Source organism: Bradyrhizobium erythrophlei, assembly GCF_042430365.1.
Taxonomy (GTDB): Bacteria; Pseudomonadota; Alphaproteobacteria; order Rhizobiales; family Xanthobacteraceae; genus Bradyrhizobium; species Bradyrhizobium erythrophlei.
This window is the reverse complement of record NZ_JBHMET010000103.1, coordinates 8,551-23,387: the sequence shown is the minus strand read 5'-3', so window position 1 is coordinate 23,387 and position 14,837 is coordinate 8,551. Positions and strand designations below refer to the sequence as shown.

General features: G+C 66.5%; 16 protein-coding genes and 1 tRNA gene. 3 read left to right on the top strand and 14 right to left on the bottom strand.

What is annotated here, in order from left to right; genetic code table 11:
* Window positions 1–25: 25 nt before the first annotated feature.
* The 5 genes from ACFFWD_RS17125 to ygfZ form a co-directional block, all read right to left on the bottom strand.
* Window positions 26–2,725 carry a DUF2339 domain-containing protein gene (locus tag ACFFWD_RS17125; protein WP_376967123.1) on the bottom strand — a complete coding sequence of 900 codons (2,700 nt, stop codon included), beginning with the start codon at window positions 2,723–2,725 and terminating at the stop codon, window positions 26–28.
* A 113-nt stretch (window positions 2,726–2,838) separates the two neighbouring features.
* Entirely contained in the window at window positions 2,839–3,345 is a 507-nt protein-coding gene (locus ACFFWD_RS17120; protein ID WP_376967121.1) for a tyrosine phosphatase family protein, read from the bottom strand.
* Between the two features lie 129 nt (window positions 3,346–3,474).
* Window positions 3,475–4,083, bottom strand: a complete 609-nt coding sequence (locus ACFFWD_RS17115) for a YfbR-like 5'-deoxynucleotidase (protein WP_376967119.1) — start codon at window positions 4,081–4,083, stop codon at window positions 3,475–3,477.
* Entirely contained in the window at window positions 4,080–4,706 is a 627-nt protein-coding gene (locus ACFFWD_RS17110; RefSeq protein ID WP_376967117.1) for a DNA-3-methyladenine glycosylase I, read from the bottom strand. The genes ACFFWD_RS17115 and ACFFWD_RS17110 overlap by 4 nt, the downstream gene beginning before the upstream one ends.
* Window positions 4,703–5,584 carry a CAF17-like 4Fe-4S cluster assembly/insertion protein YgfZ gene (gene ygfZ, locus ACFFWD_RS17105; protein WP_376967115.1) on the bottom strand — a complete coding sequence of 294 codons (882 nt, stop codon included), beginning with the start codon at window positions 5,582–5,584 and terminating at the stop codon, window positions 4,703–4,705. Before ygfZ ends, ACFFWD_RS17110 begins: the two co-directional genes overlap by 4 nt.
* A 130-nt stretch (window positions 5,585–5,714) precedes the next feature.
* On the opposite strand from ygfZ, the gene ACFFWD_RS17100 reads away from it, so the two are divergent.
* The gene (locus ACFFWD_RS17100; protein WP_376967113.1) at window positions 5,715–7,049 is read left to right on the top strand and encodes a dihydroorotase; all 1,335 of its coding nucleotides are present in this window, start codon (window positions 5,715–5,717) and stop codon (window positions 7,047–7,049) included.
* Window positions 7,050–7,052: 3 nt separating this feature from the next.
* Here ACFFWD_RS17100 and ACFFWD_RS17095 read toward each other — a convergent pair whose 3' ends face one another.
* The 5 genes from ACFFWD_RS17095 to ACFFWD_RS17075 all read right to left on the bottom strand — a co-directional run bounded on the left by ACFFWD_RS17095 (window position 7,053) and on the right by ACFFWD_RS17075 (window position 9,525).
* Entirely contained in the window at window positions 7,053–7,319 is a 267-nt protein-coding gene (locus ACFFWD_RS17095) for a hypothetical protein (protein ID WP_376967111.1), read from the bottom strand.
* A 143-nt stretch (window positions 7,320–7,462) separates the two neighbouring features.
* Complete coding sequence (locus tag ACFFWD_RS17090; RefSeq protein WP_376967109.1) at window positions 7,463–8,119, bottom strand: HAD family hydrolase; 657 nt, start codon at window positions 8,117–8,119, stop codon at window positions 7,463–7,465.
* Window positions 8,109–8,486, bottom strand: coding sequence for a TIGR02301 family protein (locus ACFFWD_RS17085; protein WP_376967107.1), 378 nt, complete (start codon window positions 8,484–8,486; stop codon window positions 8,109–8,111). The genes ACFFWD_RS17090 and ACFFWD_RS17085 overlap by 11 nt, the downstream gene beginning before the upstream one ends.
* 74 nt (window positions 8,487–8,560) lie before the next feature.
* Window positions 8,561–8,983: an NUDIX hydrolase gene (locus ACFFWD_RS17080; RefSeq protein WP_376967105.1), complete on the bottom strand. Its 423-nt coding sequence runs from the start codon at window positions 8,981–8,983 to the stop codon at window positions 8,561–8,563.
* Between the two features lie 41 nt (window positions 8,984–9,024).
* Window positions 9,025–9,525, bottom strand: a complete 501-nt coding sequence (locus tag ACFFWD_RS17075) for a hypothetical protein (RefSeq protein ID WP_376967103.1) — start codon at window positions 9,523–9,525, stop codon at window positions 9,025–9,027.
* A gap of 61 nt (window positions 9,526–9,586) precedes the next feature.
* On the opposite strand from ACFFWD_RS17075, the gene ACFFWD_RS17070 reads away from it, so the two are divergent.
* Complete coding sequence (locus tag ACFFWD_RS17070) at window positions 9,587–10,348, top strand: SOS response-associated peptidase (RefSeq protein WP_376967101.1); 762 nt, start codon at window positions 9,587–9,589, stop codon at window positions 10,346–10,348.
* Between the two features lie 164 nt (window positions 10,349–10,512).
* Here ACFFWD_RS17070 and ACFFWD_RS17065 read toward each other — a convergent pair whose 3' ends face one another.
* From ACFFWD_RS17065 to ACFFWD_RS17050, 4 genes are all read right to left on the bottom strand, one after another.
* A complete protein-coding gene (locus ACFFWD_RS17065) occupies window positions 10,513–11,094 on the bottom strand; it encodes an NUDIX hydrolase (RefSeq protein WP_376967099.1) in 582 nt (193 codons plus the stop codon).
* A gap of 19 nt (window positions 11,095–11,113) precedes the next feature.
* Complete coding sequence (locus tag ACFFWD_RS17060; protein ID WP_376967156.1) at window positions 11,114–11,554, bottom strand: GNAT family acetyltransferase; 441 nt, start codon at window positions 11,552–11,554, stop codon at window positions 11,114–11,116.
* Between the two features lie 14 nt (window positions 11,555–11,568).
* Window positions 11,569–12,996, bottom strand: a complete 1,428-nt coding sequence (locus ACFFWD_RS17055) for an FAD-binding oxidoreductase (RefSeq protein ID WP_376967097.1) — start codon at window positions 12,994–12,996, stop codon at window positions 11,569–11,571.
* Between the two features lie 111 nt (window positions 12,997–13,107).
* Complete coding sequence (locus ACFFWD_RS17050) at window positions 13,108–14,100, bottom strand: L-threonylcarbamoyladenylate synthase (protein ID WP_376967095.1); 993 nt, start codon at window positions 14,098–14,100, stop codon at window positions 13,108–13,110.
* A gap of 68 nt (window positions 14,101–14,168) precedes the next feature.
* Here ACFFWD_RS17050 and ACFFWD_RS17045 point away from each other — a divergent pair.
* Window positions 14,169–14,245: transfer RNA gene (locus ACFFWD_RS17045), tRNA-Pro, on the top strand.
* The last annotated feature ends 592 nt before the right edge of the window (window positions 14,246–14,837 follow it).

Here is a 14,837-nt window from a genome sequence, read left to right as displayed (position 1 = left end):
TCCATCTTGCTGCGGCGCCATGCCCTCATCCGCCCGCCTGTGGGACAGGCGGAGGCGGAGCGGGCGGTGCGGCCTGCCGGCGGAACAGGATTCGCTGGTACAACCAGCCGATCGCGACCAGCACGATGCCGAGGCACATGAACGACAGCGCGCGGTAGACGCCCGTCAGCGTCGACATGTCGACGAGGAACGCCTTCAGGATCGTCAGGCCGATCACGGCCGCAGACGCAAGCCTTGCGCGCTGCGAATTGACGAGGATGCCGATGCCGAGCAGCGCCACGCCGAACATCAGCCAGGCGATCGAATAAGTGTATTGTTCGGCGCCGGTGGTCTCGCCGCGCGTCAGCACCGGGCCGTGATAGAGCCTGCGGATTTCGAGCGTCACATAAGCGAGCGCGAGGATCAGTGCGCCGGCGGCGATGGTGTTGGCGTAGCTTGCGGGGCGGTGGCCCGCCACGGCATAGGACAGCAAGAGCGCCAGCACTGCGGGGATGGCGTAGCCGAGCAGCAGCAGGTTGATGAAGCTGCCGCCGACATCGAGCGGCCACAGCATCGGGTTCTCCATCGCGAGCTGTCCCACGAGGCTGCCGAGCCCGGCGAAGACCGCGAGCAGGACCGCACCGACATTGTGCACGATGCTGCCGCTGCGGATGCGCAGGCGCTCCAACCCGATCGCCATTGCAAGCGTCACGCACACCTGCAGCGCGATCTCGGTTAGCCCCGCGCTGTTGCGGTAGACGTCGCCATGGTTGACGGCGTGGCGGATCTCCATGAAGGCGAGCAGCACCGTGAGCAGGATCGCGGCCGCCTCGACCATGCGCAGCGGGACGTCGTCATCGTTGCGGCGCAGGAAGATGCTGCCGGCCCAGAACGAAGCGGCCGGGAGGCCGTAGCCCCACAACAGCCAGTTGAAGATGAGCGTGGTCCCGACGGCATCGCCCGCGATGCGCGGCTCATAGAAGATGCGCAGCACCACGATGGCGGCGAAGATCGCCGCAAGCCAGCGCAGGAACGGGATCGGTCGCTGCACCGAGAGCCACGCCGTGCCCATCGACACCAGCGCCAGCGCGATCGTAAGCCAGCCCTTCTCCAGCGCGAAGGTGAGGGCGAGGGCGAGCGAAGCCAGCGCACCGGTCGCAAACAGTGCGATCGAAGGCGAGAGCTCGGGACGCTCGCCGCGTCGGGTCAGCGCTTCCGTCGCGGCGGCGTAGGCCGCAGCCAGCAGCACCGCGACGATCGCGAACGGTATAGAACGGTCGAGATGGGCAATTCGCGCGTACAGCGCCACCAGCAGCGCGACCGGCGTGAACACGGCTGCCGCGGCCCAGGTCACCATGACCTTCGTCGTCGCAAACCGCGCCTGTGCCAGGAAGCCGGCGACGCCGAAGGCGGCGGCGAAAACCGCCGCGGTGATCAGGTGCAGCGACACCGAACCGTCGGTTGCCGATGGACCGATGCCCGGGATGGCGCCGCCCGGCAGCACCAGCATGTCGACATTGCGCCGCACCGCCCATTCGCCGAATACGATGAACACAAAGGCCGCTGCCGCGCCGATCGCGCCCGTGGCGGCCGGCGCACGCCAGGCGACGAAGAGGCTGCCGGCCGCCAGCAGTGCGAAGTCGATCATCGCGGGATCGGCGTGGGCGCTGTTCAGCACGATCATCGTCGCGCCGAGCAGATAGGCTGCAAGCGAGCCGGACGAGATCGGCTCGATCTCTTCGCCGTCGCCGGCCGGTCCGAACATGAAGCCGCAGACCACCAGCAGCGCCGCGAGCACGAAGCCTGCGATGACATGGAAGGCGTGCGGCGCGACCATGTCGGGTCCGCATTGCAGGCAGGGGAAGGTCCACAGCAGCGCGAACACGATGGTGGTCACGGCGAGCCAGCGCCACAGCCGGATACGCGCAAGGCCGAACGCCGCCGCAGTGACGATCGCAAGATAGATGTAGAGCGACCAGAAGTCGGGCTTGTCGGAGGAGACGAGGATCGGTGTGATGAAGGCGCCGACCACGCCGAGTCCCGCCAGCGCCGGCCCGTGCAGCAGCGCGGCCGCGAGCGTGCCGATGGCGACCATGCCGAGCAGGATGAAGGCGGTCGCGGGCACCAGGAAATCGTAGAGCGCGTAGGCGGCATAGACGGTGGCAAAGGCGACCGCCGTGCCGGCCGCGGTAAGGATCGCCGGGATATTGGCGATGGGCAGCGCAGCGATGTTCGAGATGCTTTCCTTGCGTCGCGTCCATTCGCCGGCGGCGAGGAGTGCCAGCGCGAACAGGCCGCCGAGCATGGTGCGCACGCCGGGGCCGAGCAGGCCGGCCTCGATCGAGTAGCGCACCATGAAAAAACCGCCGAGCGCGAGCGTCAGGCCGCCGATCCAGACCACCCAGCGTGTGCCGAGGGTCTCCTCGAAGCCGGGCTCCGGTTGCGGCACGAGCGGAGGCGCAGCCGCAACTGCACTCGTCGTCTCCTCCGCCGCTGCGTCCGGCATCGTGGGGGCGGTCTCGGGCAGCGGCGGCGGCTGCATCGCCGGAGCCGTGGGCGGAAGCGTCGCCTCGAATTCCTGCAGCGGCGTCGGCTGAGGCGGCATCGCCGGCCGGGCGGCGGCCGCTGCCTCGATCGCGTCCAGCCGGCTGCGCAGCGCCGCGGCCTGATTCATCGCCTTGCCGGCGACGGCGAACGCGACGATGGCGATGAGAAGCGCGAGGAAATCGAACGGCGAATCGAACATTGGGCCTCCGGCAGGGCGCGCCCGATCCTTGGCCGGTCGGTCGCCCGTCGCAACTCATTAAGTGCAGTCTTGGCGGCTAAAAGTTCAAGCCGGTCGGCCGTGGCACGTTCGTGCTAGTCCAGATCGATGCGGAACGGACGGCCTTCGACGCTCATGGTGCCGGGCCCCATCGCATCGAGCGCTCGCAGCATCCGGCCATCGCGCCCGAGCGCCTTGTCGGCGAGGCTGACGATCAGCCGGTTGGGGGATGCGATCGGCGAGGCCTCGCGGATCTGGCGGGCGATCGCCATCTCGTCGCGATGCGGGTTGAGCGCGCAGACCGCGGCGAACGCGCTCGCGGTCGAGCGGCTGATACCGGCATAGCAGTGCACCACCATCGGCGCGCGGCGATCCCAGCCACGCACGAAGGTCAGCACCTTCTCGATATGGGCGTCGGTGGGCGCGACGAATCCGTCGATCGCTTCCGTGATGTCGTCCATCGACACCTTCAGATGGTTGGCGGGAAGCACCGAGGGCGGCCGCTGCACCTGGTCGACATTCGCCATCACGGTGAGCACATGGCTGGCACCCGTGGCCATGACCGTGTCGAGAAGCGCGGCGAGCGAGCAGACGTGAAGCATGATGGTCCTTGGGTCGAATTGTCCCGATTATAACGGCTGCCGTGGGGTGGGCAAAGCCGCGGCACGCCGTGCCCGCCCGTTCCGCGGTGCACATAGCGGGCCCGCCTTCGCTTCGCCCGCGCTGCGATGCTACGTGTGCAGCGCCTTGAAACGTTCGAGGAACTGCTTCTCAGCCCTGGCCGCGGTCCACGGCGTCAGATAGTCGCGCTCGGTGGTCTCGGGCAATCCGGGGTCGCGGCCGAACAGGCGCTTGGCTTCGGCTTGTGAAAATCCCGCAAGATGCGTCGCCTCGAGATAGGCGGCGCCGTGATCGGCGGCCTTGATCTGCTGCGTGATTTCGTCCGCGAGCACGGCCGGCAGGCCGAAGCGGATATGGATCGCCGACAGCAGCCGCTTCTCCACCACCTTGTAGTCGCCGCCGAGCACCGCCTTGAACGGCGAGATCATGTCGCCGATGACGTATTCCGGCGCGTCATGCAGCAGCGCCGCAAGACGGAAGCGCGTGTCGACGCGCGGCATCTGCTGGCGCATAACGGCTTCGACCAACAGCGTGTGCTGCGCCACCGAGAAGATGTGCGCGCCGCTGGTCTGGCCATTCCAGCGCGCGACCCGCGCCAGGCCGTGTGCGATGTCGACGATCTCGATGTCGAGCGGCGACGGGTCGAGCAGGTCGAGCCGGCGCCCGGACAACATCCGCTGCCAGGCGCGCGCGGATTCGGTCGATTTGCGCGGCGTCATTTCGTCTTGAGTCGCGGCGCGCGATGCTTGCCGCCGCAGCTCTCGTGGCAGAAGCAGGTGACGAGATGATCGTTGACCATGCCGGTCGCCTGCATGAAGGCGTAGACGATGGTCGGGCCGACGAACTTGAAGCCGCGTCCGCCAAGCTCCTTGGAGATCTTCACCGAAACCGGCGTCGAGGCCGGCACGCTCGCGGTGGTCTTGAACTGGTTGACCTTCGGCTTGCCGTCGACGAAGTCCCAGAGCAATTTCGAGAAGCCGGGTCCCTTCTCCATAATGTCGAGATACGACTTCGCGCTCGCGATCGCGCCTTCGATCTTGGCGCGGTTGCGCACGATGCCGGCGTCGTTCATCAGCGCGTGGACCTTCTTCGCGTTGTAGCGCGCGATCTTCTCGGGCTGGAAGTCGTCGAAGGCTTTGCGGAAGTTCTCGCGCTTGCGCAGGATCGTGATCCAGGAGAGGCCGGCCTGGAAGCCGTCGAGGATCAGCTTCTCGTACAGCGCGCGATCGTCATATTCCGGCACGCCCCATTCATTGTCGTGATAGGCGACGTAGAACGGGTCCTCGCCGGGCCAGGGGCAGCGCGTCTTGCCGTCGGGATGCAGTTGTGCGGCACGGCTCATGCGACGGTCTTCTTGGGTGGAGTGCGGACGTCATCGGGGTCGGCGAGGTGAAGCGACAGCCCGCCCGCGGACAGCGGTAGTCCGGCATCGAGCGCATCAGCGACGCGGTCGGTGCGGACCAGCGCGAGGCCCCTCTCGCCTGCGGTCGAGCCGATGGTGCCGACCTGCTTGTCGCCGGCCATAATGGTTGCGCCGACTTCGGGCGATGGACCGTCGAGGATGACCTTCACCGTCCGCGTGCGGGCTGTGCCGCGGTGCTGCATGCGCGAGACCACTTCCTGGCCGACGTAGCAGCCCTTGTCGAAATCGACGCCGTTGAGGCGGTCCATGTTGGTCTCGTGCGGGAAGGCATCACCATAGATGAAGTCCAGCCCCCCGCGCGGCGCGCCTGCCGCAATGCGATGCGCCTCATAGGCATCGCTGTCGACGAGATCGGCGCCGATCAGGTCGGCGAGCTGCTGCTTCAAACCTTCCGGAATCACGATACGCCAGCCGAGCACCGCATTGCGCGGGTCGGCGTAGGCGAGATCGGTCGTCATCGTCGGCTCGCCGTCCCAGGCCGCCAGCACGCCGAGGCTGTCAGACAGATCCTCCACCGCGACCTTCGCGCGCAGCTTGTAGAAACCAAGCTTATCGGCCAGCGCCTTGGCGAGCGCGCGGGGCGCATCGATCAGGAAGCCGCCGCCATGCCCGGCGGGTATCTCCGTGATCAGGAAATCGACGATGATCTTGCCTTGCGGCGTCAGCAGCGCGCCGAACCGCCCTTGCCCCGGGCGCAGCTCTGCGATGTCCGTGGTGATGAGGCCGTTGAGGAAGTTACGGGCGTCCTCGCCGGAGACCTTGACCACGCCCCGATCTGGAAGAAACGCTGCTTTCATGCGCAAATTTGGCTCTTTTTCCAAGTTCCTTTGGGAAACGCGCGGAGCGCGGATATCCCCTGTCAAGCTAAGGCGCTAAAGTGCACCGAACAAGGCCCGCATGACTGTGGAAAGCGGGCGCCGAGGACCGATGAATCAGCGTTTTGACACCATTCTAAAATCCGGCACCGTGGTCAATCAGGACGGCGAGGGCGTGCGCGACATCGGCATCACGAATGGCCGCATCGCCGCGATCGGCGGGCTCGGCCAGGCGTCTGCCGGCGAGGTGATCGACTGCAAGGGCCTGCATATCCTGCCCGGCGTGATGGACACCCAAGTGCATTTCCGCGAGCCCGGCCTGACCCAGAAGGAGGATCTCGAGACCGGTTCGCGCAGCGCCGTGATGGGCGGGGTCACCGCGGTGTTCGAGATGCCGAACACCAATCCGCTGACGGTCTCCGAAGAGGCGTTTACCGACAAGATCAACCGCGGCCGCCACCGCATGCACTGCGACTTTGCCTTTTTCATCGGCGGCACCCGCGAGAATGTGAACCATTTGCCGGAGCTGGAGCGCGCCGAAGGCTGCGCCGGCGTGAAGGTGTTCATCGGCTCCTCCACCGGTGCGCTCCTGGTCGAGGACGACGAGAGCCTGCGCCGTATCTTCCAGGTGATCCGCCGCCGCGCCGCGTTTCATGCCGAGGACGAGTACCGGCTCAACGATCGCAAGCCCCTGCGCATCGAGGGCGACCCGCGCTCGCATCCGGTGTGGCGCGACGAGACTGCAGCGCTGATGGCGACGCAACGCCTGGTTAATCTCGCGCGCGAGACCGGCAAGCGCATCCATGTCCTGCACATCTCGACCAAGCAGGAGATCGAATATCTGCGCGATCACAAGGATGTCGCCTCCTGCGAGGCGACGCCGCACCACCTCACCATGGCCGCGCCCGAGTGCTACGAGCGGCTCGGCACGCTGGCGCAGATGAACCCGCCGGTGCGCTCGGCCGATCACCGCGACGGCATCTGGTCCGGCATCGAGCAGGGCATCATCGATGTGCTCGGCTCCGATCACGCGCCGCATACGCTTGAAGAGAAGGCCAAGACCTATCCGGCCTCACCCTCGGGCATGACCGGCGTGCAGACGCTGGTGCCGCTGATGCTCGATCACGTCAACGCGGGCCGGCTGTCGCTGCAGCGCTTCGTCGATCTCACGAGTGCCGGTCCGGCGCGGCTCTTCAACATCGCCTGCAAGGGCCGCATTGCCGCAGGCTATGACGCCGACTTCACCGTCGTCGACCTCAAGCGCAGCGAGACCATCACCAACAAATGGATCGCCTCGCGCGCCGGCTGGACGCCCTATGACGGGGTACGGGTGCAGGGCTGGCCGGTCGGCACATTCGTTCGGGGCCAGCGCGTGATGTGGCAGGGCGAGCTGACGACGCCGTCAACCGGCGAGCCGGTGCGGTTCCTCGAGACGTTGAAGCCGTAGATCCTACTGCTTCGCGAGCGCCAGCGAGAACTCGCCGTTGCGCACACGCGCGGCGAGGCCTTCGGCGAATTTGGCGACCGCGTCCTCGCCATAGGTCGTGACGAGCTCCGCCAGCGCCGTGAACAGGCTCGCCTGCGCGAGGCAGTCGCCGTCGACGCCGTCATGACGCGCTTCAGCCCAGGCCTCGTTGAGATAACCCAGCGCGGCCTGCTTCTGCTCGTGGTCGGGCCGCGGGTCGTGGTGGAAGGAGAAGGACGCTGGCTGGCGCATGAAACTCATCAAAATGTATGCGCGGTCCGGGAGCGAACCGCGGCGAGACGCGCGAGATGTAGCACGCAAGCGGGTACCGCCTAGGCCACATCTTTAGGAAAGGTTAACGCGCCTTCCCGCATTTAAAGGGGAATTTCGAAAGCTCAGCAAAAAGAGCTGTGGATACGATCCAGCACCGCGCGCGGCGAGGCGCAAAGGTGGACGGCACCGGCCTCCATCAGCTCGTCCCGGCTGCCATAGCCGTACAGCACGCCGATGGCGCGGATGCCGTTCGTCTTCGCACCGATCACGTCGTGGCTGCGGTCACCGATCATCACGGCCTGCGCCGGATCGACGTCGGTCTGCTCGACCGCATAGGCGAGCAGCTCGCCCTTGTTGACGCGGGTGCCGTCGAGCTCCGAGCCGAAGACGCGCTCGAAATAGCTCGTCAGCCCGAAATGCTCGATGATCCGCCTGGCATAGACGTGCGGCTTGGAGGTCGCCACGAACAGGCGGCGCGGCTCCTGCCGCAACGTCGCCAGCACGTGCTCGATATCAGGATAGACCCTGTTCTCGAACAGCCCGACATCGCCGAACCGCTCGCGATAGAGCGCTAGCGCACGGTCGGCGAGATCTTCGCCGCCGAGCAGCGCAGCAAAGCTCGCCCGCAGCGGCGGCCCGATGCACCAGGTCAGCTCGTCCTGCGAGGGAACCGGACGGTCGAGCTTGTGCAGCGCGTACTGGATCGAGCCGGTAATGCCGGGCTTGGGGTCGGTGAGCGTGCCGTCGAGGTCGAAGAAGATCGCAGGTTTAGTTGGCATACCGGGCCGTCAGGTCGCGCGAGATCTTCGAACCCTCCTCGATGTAGCGGCGGATCGCGACCGACGCGGCAGGGGTGCAGGTGCGGTAGGTCTGCTGGAAGCCGTTATAGCCGCGGTTGAAGCCGGCGATCATGCGGGCGCGGCGGTCGCCGGAGGGGGTCTCGGCGTCGATCAGCGCCTGCATCTCGTTGCGCCATTTCGCGCCTTCATTGGCGCCGCAGATGCCGCGCAGATAGTGCAGGGTGCCGAGGATCTCGGCCAGCCGCTGCAGGTCGCCATCGAACGGCGCAGCCGCGTCCTGTGCCCGCGCCGGCGTCGCGAGGCATGCCGAGATCAGGATCAAAACGGCCAGAAAATGCTTGGACATCAGGGGTTCCGAGACCGCCGTGGTATGCCCCCTCAATGCGCCCGAGGCAAGGCGGGGAGGCCCGAAAACCGGCCTCAGACCAGCCGCCGGGCCGCGGCAATAACCTCTTGGAGCCCGCCGGTGACTTTGAGGTCACCGATCTCCTCCAGCTTGAGCCATTTGAAGTCATCATGCTCGTCGTTCAGCACCGGTTCCCGCGACGCCCAGCGCGCCGCGAACGACATGATCAGATAGTGCCCGCCGCCTGAGCTCGTCGGCAGCACCTCGCGCCAGCCGGCCAGTCCGACAATGTCGATCCGCAAACCGGTTTCCTCGTCGACCTCCCGATGCAGGGCGGTGTGGAGCGATTCGCCGAATTCGACCCGGCCGCCGGGCAGCGAATAGAAGCCCTTGCCGGGCGAGCGGGCGCGGCGGACCAGGAGGACCTTGCCGTCGCGAAAGATCACGCCGGAAACGGCCAATTGCGGACGGGGCGGGGGTGGTTCGGGGGCGGTCAAGGCATCAGAAACCGGTTTGGGCTGGCATCATGCCCGACAAATCAGCGGGCCGCCATGATGGTGTCGACATCGGCCTCGGCCGCGCCGTTGATCACGCCTGCGGTCTGCATGACCAGCGGCTTGACCCACACGATCGCCTGCTCGGCCAGCGTGACGCGGGTCTTGTCCTGATGCACCTGGCGCATCGCCGCGCCGACCTCGGTCAGGATCCTGGTCATGTTCGCGGTCAGGTGATCGAACTCGGCGCGGATCTGCGCATCCGCCATCTCGTAGGCCTCGATCGCGAGGTCGCGCGCCCTGAAGTTGGACGCAATGAAATGCTCGGCATAGGACAACGGGTGCCATTCGAGGAAATCGCTGGCGCATTCCGGCATGTCCGGGACCATCTCCAGCAGCATGATGGCTTCGTTGAAGTGATTGAGGTAATCGGTGGCGAGCCCGGTGCGGGGATTGATGTTGGCAGCGCGCAACCGCGCCGCCCGCGCCTCGTCGGGATACGTCGGTCGCGGGGATGATCCCGCTATGGCGGCCGTTGAGGTCATATCTTCCACTCTTAACGGTTGGGGTTAAGGGGCAATAAACGGGTTCCTGTCTGGACGGCATATGTGCGGACGCTTTGTCATAACCTCGCCACCGGAGGCGCTGCGGCAGATGTTCGGCTACATCGAGCAGCCGAATTTCCCGCCGCGGTATAATGTTGCGCCGACGCAGCCGATCCCGGTCGTGATCCTCGAGAATGGCGGGCGGCATTTCCAGCTGATGCGCTGGGGGTTGATCCCGTCCTGGGTCAAGGATCCCCGCACGTTCTCGCTTCTGATCAATGCCCGCTCCGAGACGGTGCGCGACAAGCCGGCGTTCAAGAACGCGATCAAGCGGCGCCGCGTGCTGATCCCGGCCGACGGTTACTACGAGTGGCAGGATGCCGGCGGCCGCAAGCGGCCGTTCTTCATCCACCGCCGCGACGGCCACCCGCTCGCCTTTGCCGCATTGTGCGAGACCTGGATGGGACCGAACGGCGAGGAGCAGGACACCGTCGCAATCGTCACCGCACCCGCGAGCGCCGACCTCGCGCGGCTGCATCACCGCGTCCCCGTCACGATCGCGCCCGACGCGTTCGAGCGCTGGGTCGACAGCCGCGCCAACGACGTCGACGACGTGATGCCGATGCTGAGGGGGCCGCAAGTCGGCGAGTTCGCCTGGCACCAGGTGACGACGCGGGTCAATCATGTCGCCAATGACGATGCGCAATTGACGCTGCCGATGACGGCGGAGGAGATCGCCGCCGAGGAGGCGCCGCCGCCGAAGAAGGCCTCGCCGCGCAAGGCTGCGGTGCGCGAGGACGACGGGCAGGGGTCGTTGTTCTAGGGCGGACCTACCCTCTGTCGTCCCGGGCAAGAATTGTAGGGTGGGCAAAGGCGCGATAGCGCCGTGCCCACCATCAGCATTTCGCTGGTGAAGGTGGGCACGCTTCGCTTTGCCCACCCTACGGATCCCGTTCGCCAGGACGACAGCGGAGCTTGGGGTGGCAATCATCGAAACAAATGCAGCGCGGCGTATTGCAGCAGCATGATGGTCTTGGCGTCGACGATGCGGCCGTCGGCGATCATGGCGAGCGCGTCATCGATCGCAAGCTCCAGCACCTCGATGTCCTCGCCCTCGTCGGCGAGCCCGCCGCCGTCGCTGACGCGCATCGCGGCGTCGTATTCGGCGACGAAGAAGTGCAGCTTCTCGGTCACCGCGCCGGGGGTCATGAAGGCCTCGAACACCTTGCGCACATGGTCGAGCCGGTAGCCGATCTCCTCTTCCGCCTCGGCGCGAATTCGCTCCTCGGGCGCGGCGTCGTCGAGCATGCCGGCGGCGGCCTCGATCAGGAGGTCGTCATAGCCATTGGCGAAGGCGGGATAGCGGAACTGGCGCACCAGCACGATGGTCCGCCTCGTTAGATCGTAGGGCAGCAGCACCGCGCCGTTGCCGCGGTCGTAGCTCTCGCGGACCTGGATCTGCCACTCGCCATTGGCGCGGCGGTAGTCGAAGGTGGTGCTGGTGAGCAGATAGCGGGCGTTGGAGAGAACGCGGACGTTCTTGACGCGGACGCGGTCGGACATGCTCATGGGTGGACCCTGGCTGTACTCACGGTGTCGGTTCGCGGCCGTCGAGCCATTTGGCAAGCATCACGGAGGTGGATTCTTCATAGCCGAGCGACTGGTAGAAGCCGCCGGCCTTGGCGTTCTCGCGCCGGACCAGCAATTGCAGCTTCGGCACGCCGGCGGCGCGGAGCCAGTCCTCCACCGCATTCATGATGACGCGGCCGAGCCCTTTGCCCTGGCTGTCGGGATCGACCGCGACGTAATAGACCCAGCCGCGATGGCCGTCATGGCCGACCATCGCGGTCGCGACGATCGCGCCGCCCTCGCGGCCGACCAAAACCGTCGAATTCGGCCCGCGCCGCGCCAGCGCGATGTCGGCTGCGGGATCGTTCCACGGCCGCGTCAGGGAGCAGCGCTGCCATAATGCGACGACCTCGGCGAGGTCGCCGTCGGCGATATCAGCGATGGCAAGGGCGGCAGGCATCATGGTTTGTGCGGTCACAGCACCTTGCCGGGATTCATGATGCCGAGCGGATCGAGCATCGCCTTGATCTGCCGCATCAGCTCGATCGCAACCTTGTCCTTCACGTCGGGCAGCTCGTCGCGCTTGAGCACGCCGATGCCGTGCTCGGCCGAGATCGAGCCGCCCATCCGCAGCACGATCTCGAACACGACGGCATTGACCTCGTGCCAGCGCGCCAGGAAGTCGGCCGCATTGCCGCCGACCGGCTGCGAGACATTGTAGTGGATGTTGCCGTCGCCGAGATGGCCGAACGGCACCGGCCGCGACCCCGGGATCAACTTCACCACGGCCGCGTTGGCCTCCGCGATGAAGGCGGGGACGGCGGCGACAGGCACCGAGATGTCGTGCTTGATCGAGCCGCCTTCCGGCTTCTGCGCCGCCGACATCTCGTCGCGCAGTTTCCAGAACGCCTGGCGCTGGCTCAAATTCGCCGCGATCACGGCATCGTCGACGATGCCGTCCTCCATGCCCTGGGTGAGGATCGCCTCCAGCGTGTCGCGGGCGTCCTCGCGCGACGACGACAGCTCCATCAGCACATACCAGGGGTGCTTGCTCGTGAGCGGATCGCGGATGTCGATGCCGTGGCGGAGCGAGAAATCGACCGCGATGTCGGCGAGCAGCTCGAAGCTGGTCAGCGCGCCCGCAGCCAGGTTGCGCGAGATCGACAGCAGCTTGAGCGCCGCTGCCGGCGATTGCAGGCCGACATAGGCGGTCTCGACCGCGCGCGGCTTCGGAAACAGCTTCAGCGTCGCCGCGGTGATGATGCCAAGCGTGCCCTCGGCACCGATGAACAGGTTGCGCAAATCGTAGCCGGTGTTGTCCTTCTTGAGCTTCGACAGCGCGTTCAGCACCCGCCCGTCGGCCAGCACGACCTCGAGCCCGAGCGCCATCTCGCGCGCTACGCCATAGGCGAGGGCTGCGGTGCCGCCGGCATTGGTCGAGAGGTTACCGCCGATGGTGCAGCTTCCCTCGGCACCGAGCGAGAGCGGGAACAGCCGGTCGACGTCACCAGCCTTCTGCTGCGCCACCTGCAACACCACGCCGGCCTCGCAGGTCATGGTGTTGGATTCGACGTCGATGTCGCGGATCTTGTCCATGCGCCGCATCGACACCACCACCTCGCCATTGTGCGGGGTCTGGCCGCCGACGAGGCCGGTGTTGCCGCCCTGCGGCACCAGCGCGATGCGGTGCTCGGTCGCGAGCTTGCAGATCGCGGCGACTTCCGCGGTCGAGCCCGGACGCAGCACCAGCGGCGAGCGGCCCTGGAACAGATTGCGTTCCTCGGTCAGGTAGGGCGCGAGATCGGCGGCGTCGGTCACCGCATATTTCTCGCCGACGACGGCGCGGAATTTTGCGATCAGTTCGGGCGAAAGCGGCGGCACGGCAGGCTGGACGATATTCATTGTTCCCGGTCTTTCACTCCCGTCGGTTCAACATGCGATGACGGTCGATCATCGCACTTTTGAGCCCGTGTTGGGCATGATCTTTTGGAAGACCGGATTGCGCTGTCAGGATCATTCCCGTCCGACCGCTGCGCGGCGCAGCCGGTCGTTGATGGCTTCGCCGAGCCCGTCGTCCGGAATCGGCATCACCGCGATCGCATCCGCGTTCCTCTTGTCGAGCGTGCGAAGGTAGCCGAACAGGTTGGCGGCGGCCTCGGCAAGATCGCCCCGCTCGGACAGGTTCATCACGACGGAGGCGCATTCCGCCCGTGCGACCTTGGCTGGGCCGAACGCCAGCAGCGCTTCGCCGACATGGACGTCGCTGGCATTGAGCCGCACCCGCGTGCGCGGCGCGTAATGCGAGGCGAGCATGCCGGGCGCGAGTGGCTGTCCGCCGTTGCCCTCGGCGTCCGGCTCCGGCTGCAGCAAGGGGTGGCCGAGCACCTGCTCGATCTCGGCGCGCGGCAGCCCGCCGGGTCGCAGCAGCACCGGATCGGAGAAGCAGCCGACGATGGTCGATTCGACGCCGACCTCGACCGGGCCGCCGTCGACGATCAGGTCGATCCGGCCGGCGAGGTCACCGTTCACATGCTCTGCCGTGGTCGGCGAGACGTGGCCGGACAGATTGGCCGAGGGCGCTACCACGGCACCGCCGAAGGTCTTGATGATGTCCCGTGCCACCTTGTGGGCGGGAACCCGAATCGCCACCGTATCGAGGCCTGCGGTCGCCAATTCCGCCACCGGGCAGGAGAGCGCCCGTGACAGCACCAGGGTCAGCGGGCCGGGCCAGAAGGCTTCGGCAAGCCGCAGCGCCGCCCCGTCGAACAGCGCGATGCGCCGGGCGCAGGCGAGGTCGGCGACATGGGCGATCAGCGGATTGAAGGCCGGCCGGCCCTTGGCCTGGTAAAGGCGGGCGATTGCCGCCGCGTTGCCCGCATCGGCGCCCAGGCCATAGACCGTCTCGGTCGGAAACGCGACCAGGCCGCCCTCGGCGAGCACCCCGGCGGCGGCGGCCGTGGCGGCGGCGCTGGCGGGCAAAAGCAGTGTTTTCAGGTCGGTATCCACTGTGACTTAAATCCTCGATTGGGTGCCTTGCAGTCCCCGAAACCCGACGCTATAAGCCGGCCCTCAGTCGGAGTGTGGCTCAGCCCGGTAGAGCACTGCGTTCGGGACGCAGGGGTCGCAGGTTCGAATCCTGCCACTCCGACCATTCATTTTCGGGCATTTTCTGATTGCTGGCGGTTCCCGAGTCAACCAGCAACGCCCGCTTCATTCTCATATCAGTTTCCACGGGGGCGGTCGCGCGCGAATCGCGGCTGGCAGGTTCCGCCGGGATGCCAGGTGCCAGCGGTATGCAGGGGCCTCTCCATCGTCATTGCGAGCGTAAGCGAAGCAATTCATCTCGAGAGAGGTCAGCGAGAGGACGCAAATTTCCGTTCTCGCGGCATGTTCTGTCCGAGCTTTGCATCTTCTTTGTCCCTCCTGAAGTGCAGAGGGCGCAGGGAAAGCCGGGTGCCGATTGCACCCATGGGCCCTGTGCAACAAAAAGCACAGGCGCCGATCGCACCCATGGGTCCCGTGCAACAAAAAGCACGGGGGTAGGACCACAGGTGTAACCGGAATCCCGGCTTTCCCTGCGCGATGGTTTTACGGCTTGCTTCGTGCTCTCCCCGGCGAGACCGGGCTTGTTTGTCACCGTCTTCGCAAAGACGTTTCGCGTCTTGCGAAGAGACACCAGCCACTGGGGCGTCAGGACCACACGACTTCGCCGTCCGCGTCACACGTGCTCGTCAGTCACGCAC

Bases quoted from the DNA above. Each gene is read 5' to 3' on its own strand.
- ACFFWD_RS17125 (WP_376967123.1), bottom strand. From the start codon at position 2,725: ATGTTCGATTCGCCGTTCGATTTCCTCGCGCTTCTCATCGCCATCGTC.
- ACFFWD_RS17120 (WP_376967121.1), bottom strand. From the start codon at position 3,345: ATGCTTCACGTCTGCTCGCTCGCCGCGCTTCTCGACACGGTCATGGCC.
- ACFFWD_RS17115 (WP_376967119.1), bottom strand. From the start codon at position 4,083: ATGACGCCGCGCAAATCGACCGAATCCGCGCGCGCCTGGCAGCGGATG.
- ACFFWD_RS17110 (WP_376967117.1), bottom strand. From the start codon at position 4,706: ATGAGCCGTGCCGCACAACTGCATCCCGACGGCAAGACGCGCTGCCCC.
- ygfZ (WP_376967115.1), bottom strand. From the start codon at position 5,584: ATGAAAGCAGCGTTTCTTCCAGATCGGGGCGTGGTCAAGGTCTCCGGC.
- ACFFWD_RS17100 (WP_376967113.1), top strand. From the start codon at position 5,715: ATGAATCAGCGTTTTGACACCATTCTAAAATCCGGCACCGTGGTCAAT.
- ACFFWD_RS17095 (WP_376967111.1), bottom strand. From the start codon at position 7,319: ATGCGCCAGCCAGCGTCCTTCTCCTTCCACCACGACCCGCGGCCCGAC.
- ACFFWD_RS17090 (WP_376967109.1), bottom strand. From the start codon at position 8,119: ATGCCAACTAAACCTGCGATCTTCTTCGACCTCGACGGCACGCTCACC.
- ACFFWD_RS17085 (WP_376967107.1), bottom strand. From the start codon at position 8,486: ATGTCCAAGCATTTTCTGGCCGTTTTGATCCTGATCTCGGCATGCCTC.
- ACFFWD_RS17075 (WP_376967103.1), bottom strand. From the start codon at position 9,525: ATGACCTCAACGGCCGCCATAGCGGGATCATCCCCGCGACCGACGTAT.
- ACFFWD_RS17070 (WP_376967101.1), top strand. From the start codon at position 9,587: ATGTGCGGACGCTTTGTCATAACCTCGCCACCGGAGGCGCTGCGGCAG.
- ACFFWD_RS17065 (WP_376967099.1), bottom strand. From the start codon at position 11,094: ATGAGCATGTCCGACCGCGTCCGCGTCAAGAACGTCCGCGTTCTCTCC.
- ACFFWD_RS17060 (WP_376967156.1), bottom strand. From the start codon at position 11,554: ATGCCTGCCGCCCTTGCCATCGCTGATATCGCCGACGGCGACCTCGCC.
- ACFFWD_RS17055 (WP_376967097.1), bottom strand. From the start codon at position 12,996: ATGAATATCGTCCAGCCTGCCGTGCCGCCGCTTTCGCCCGAACTGATC.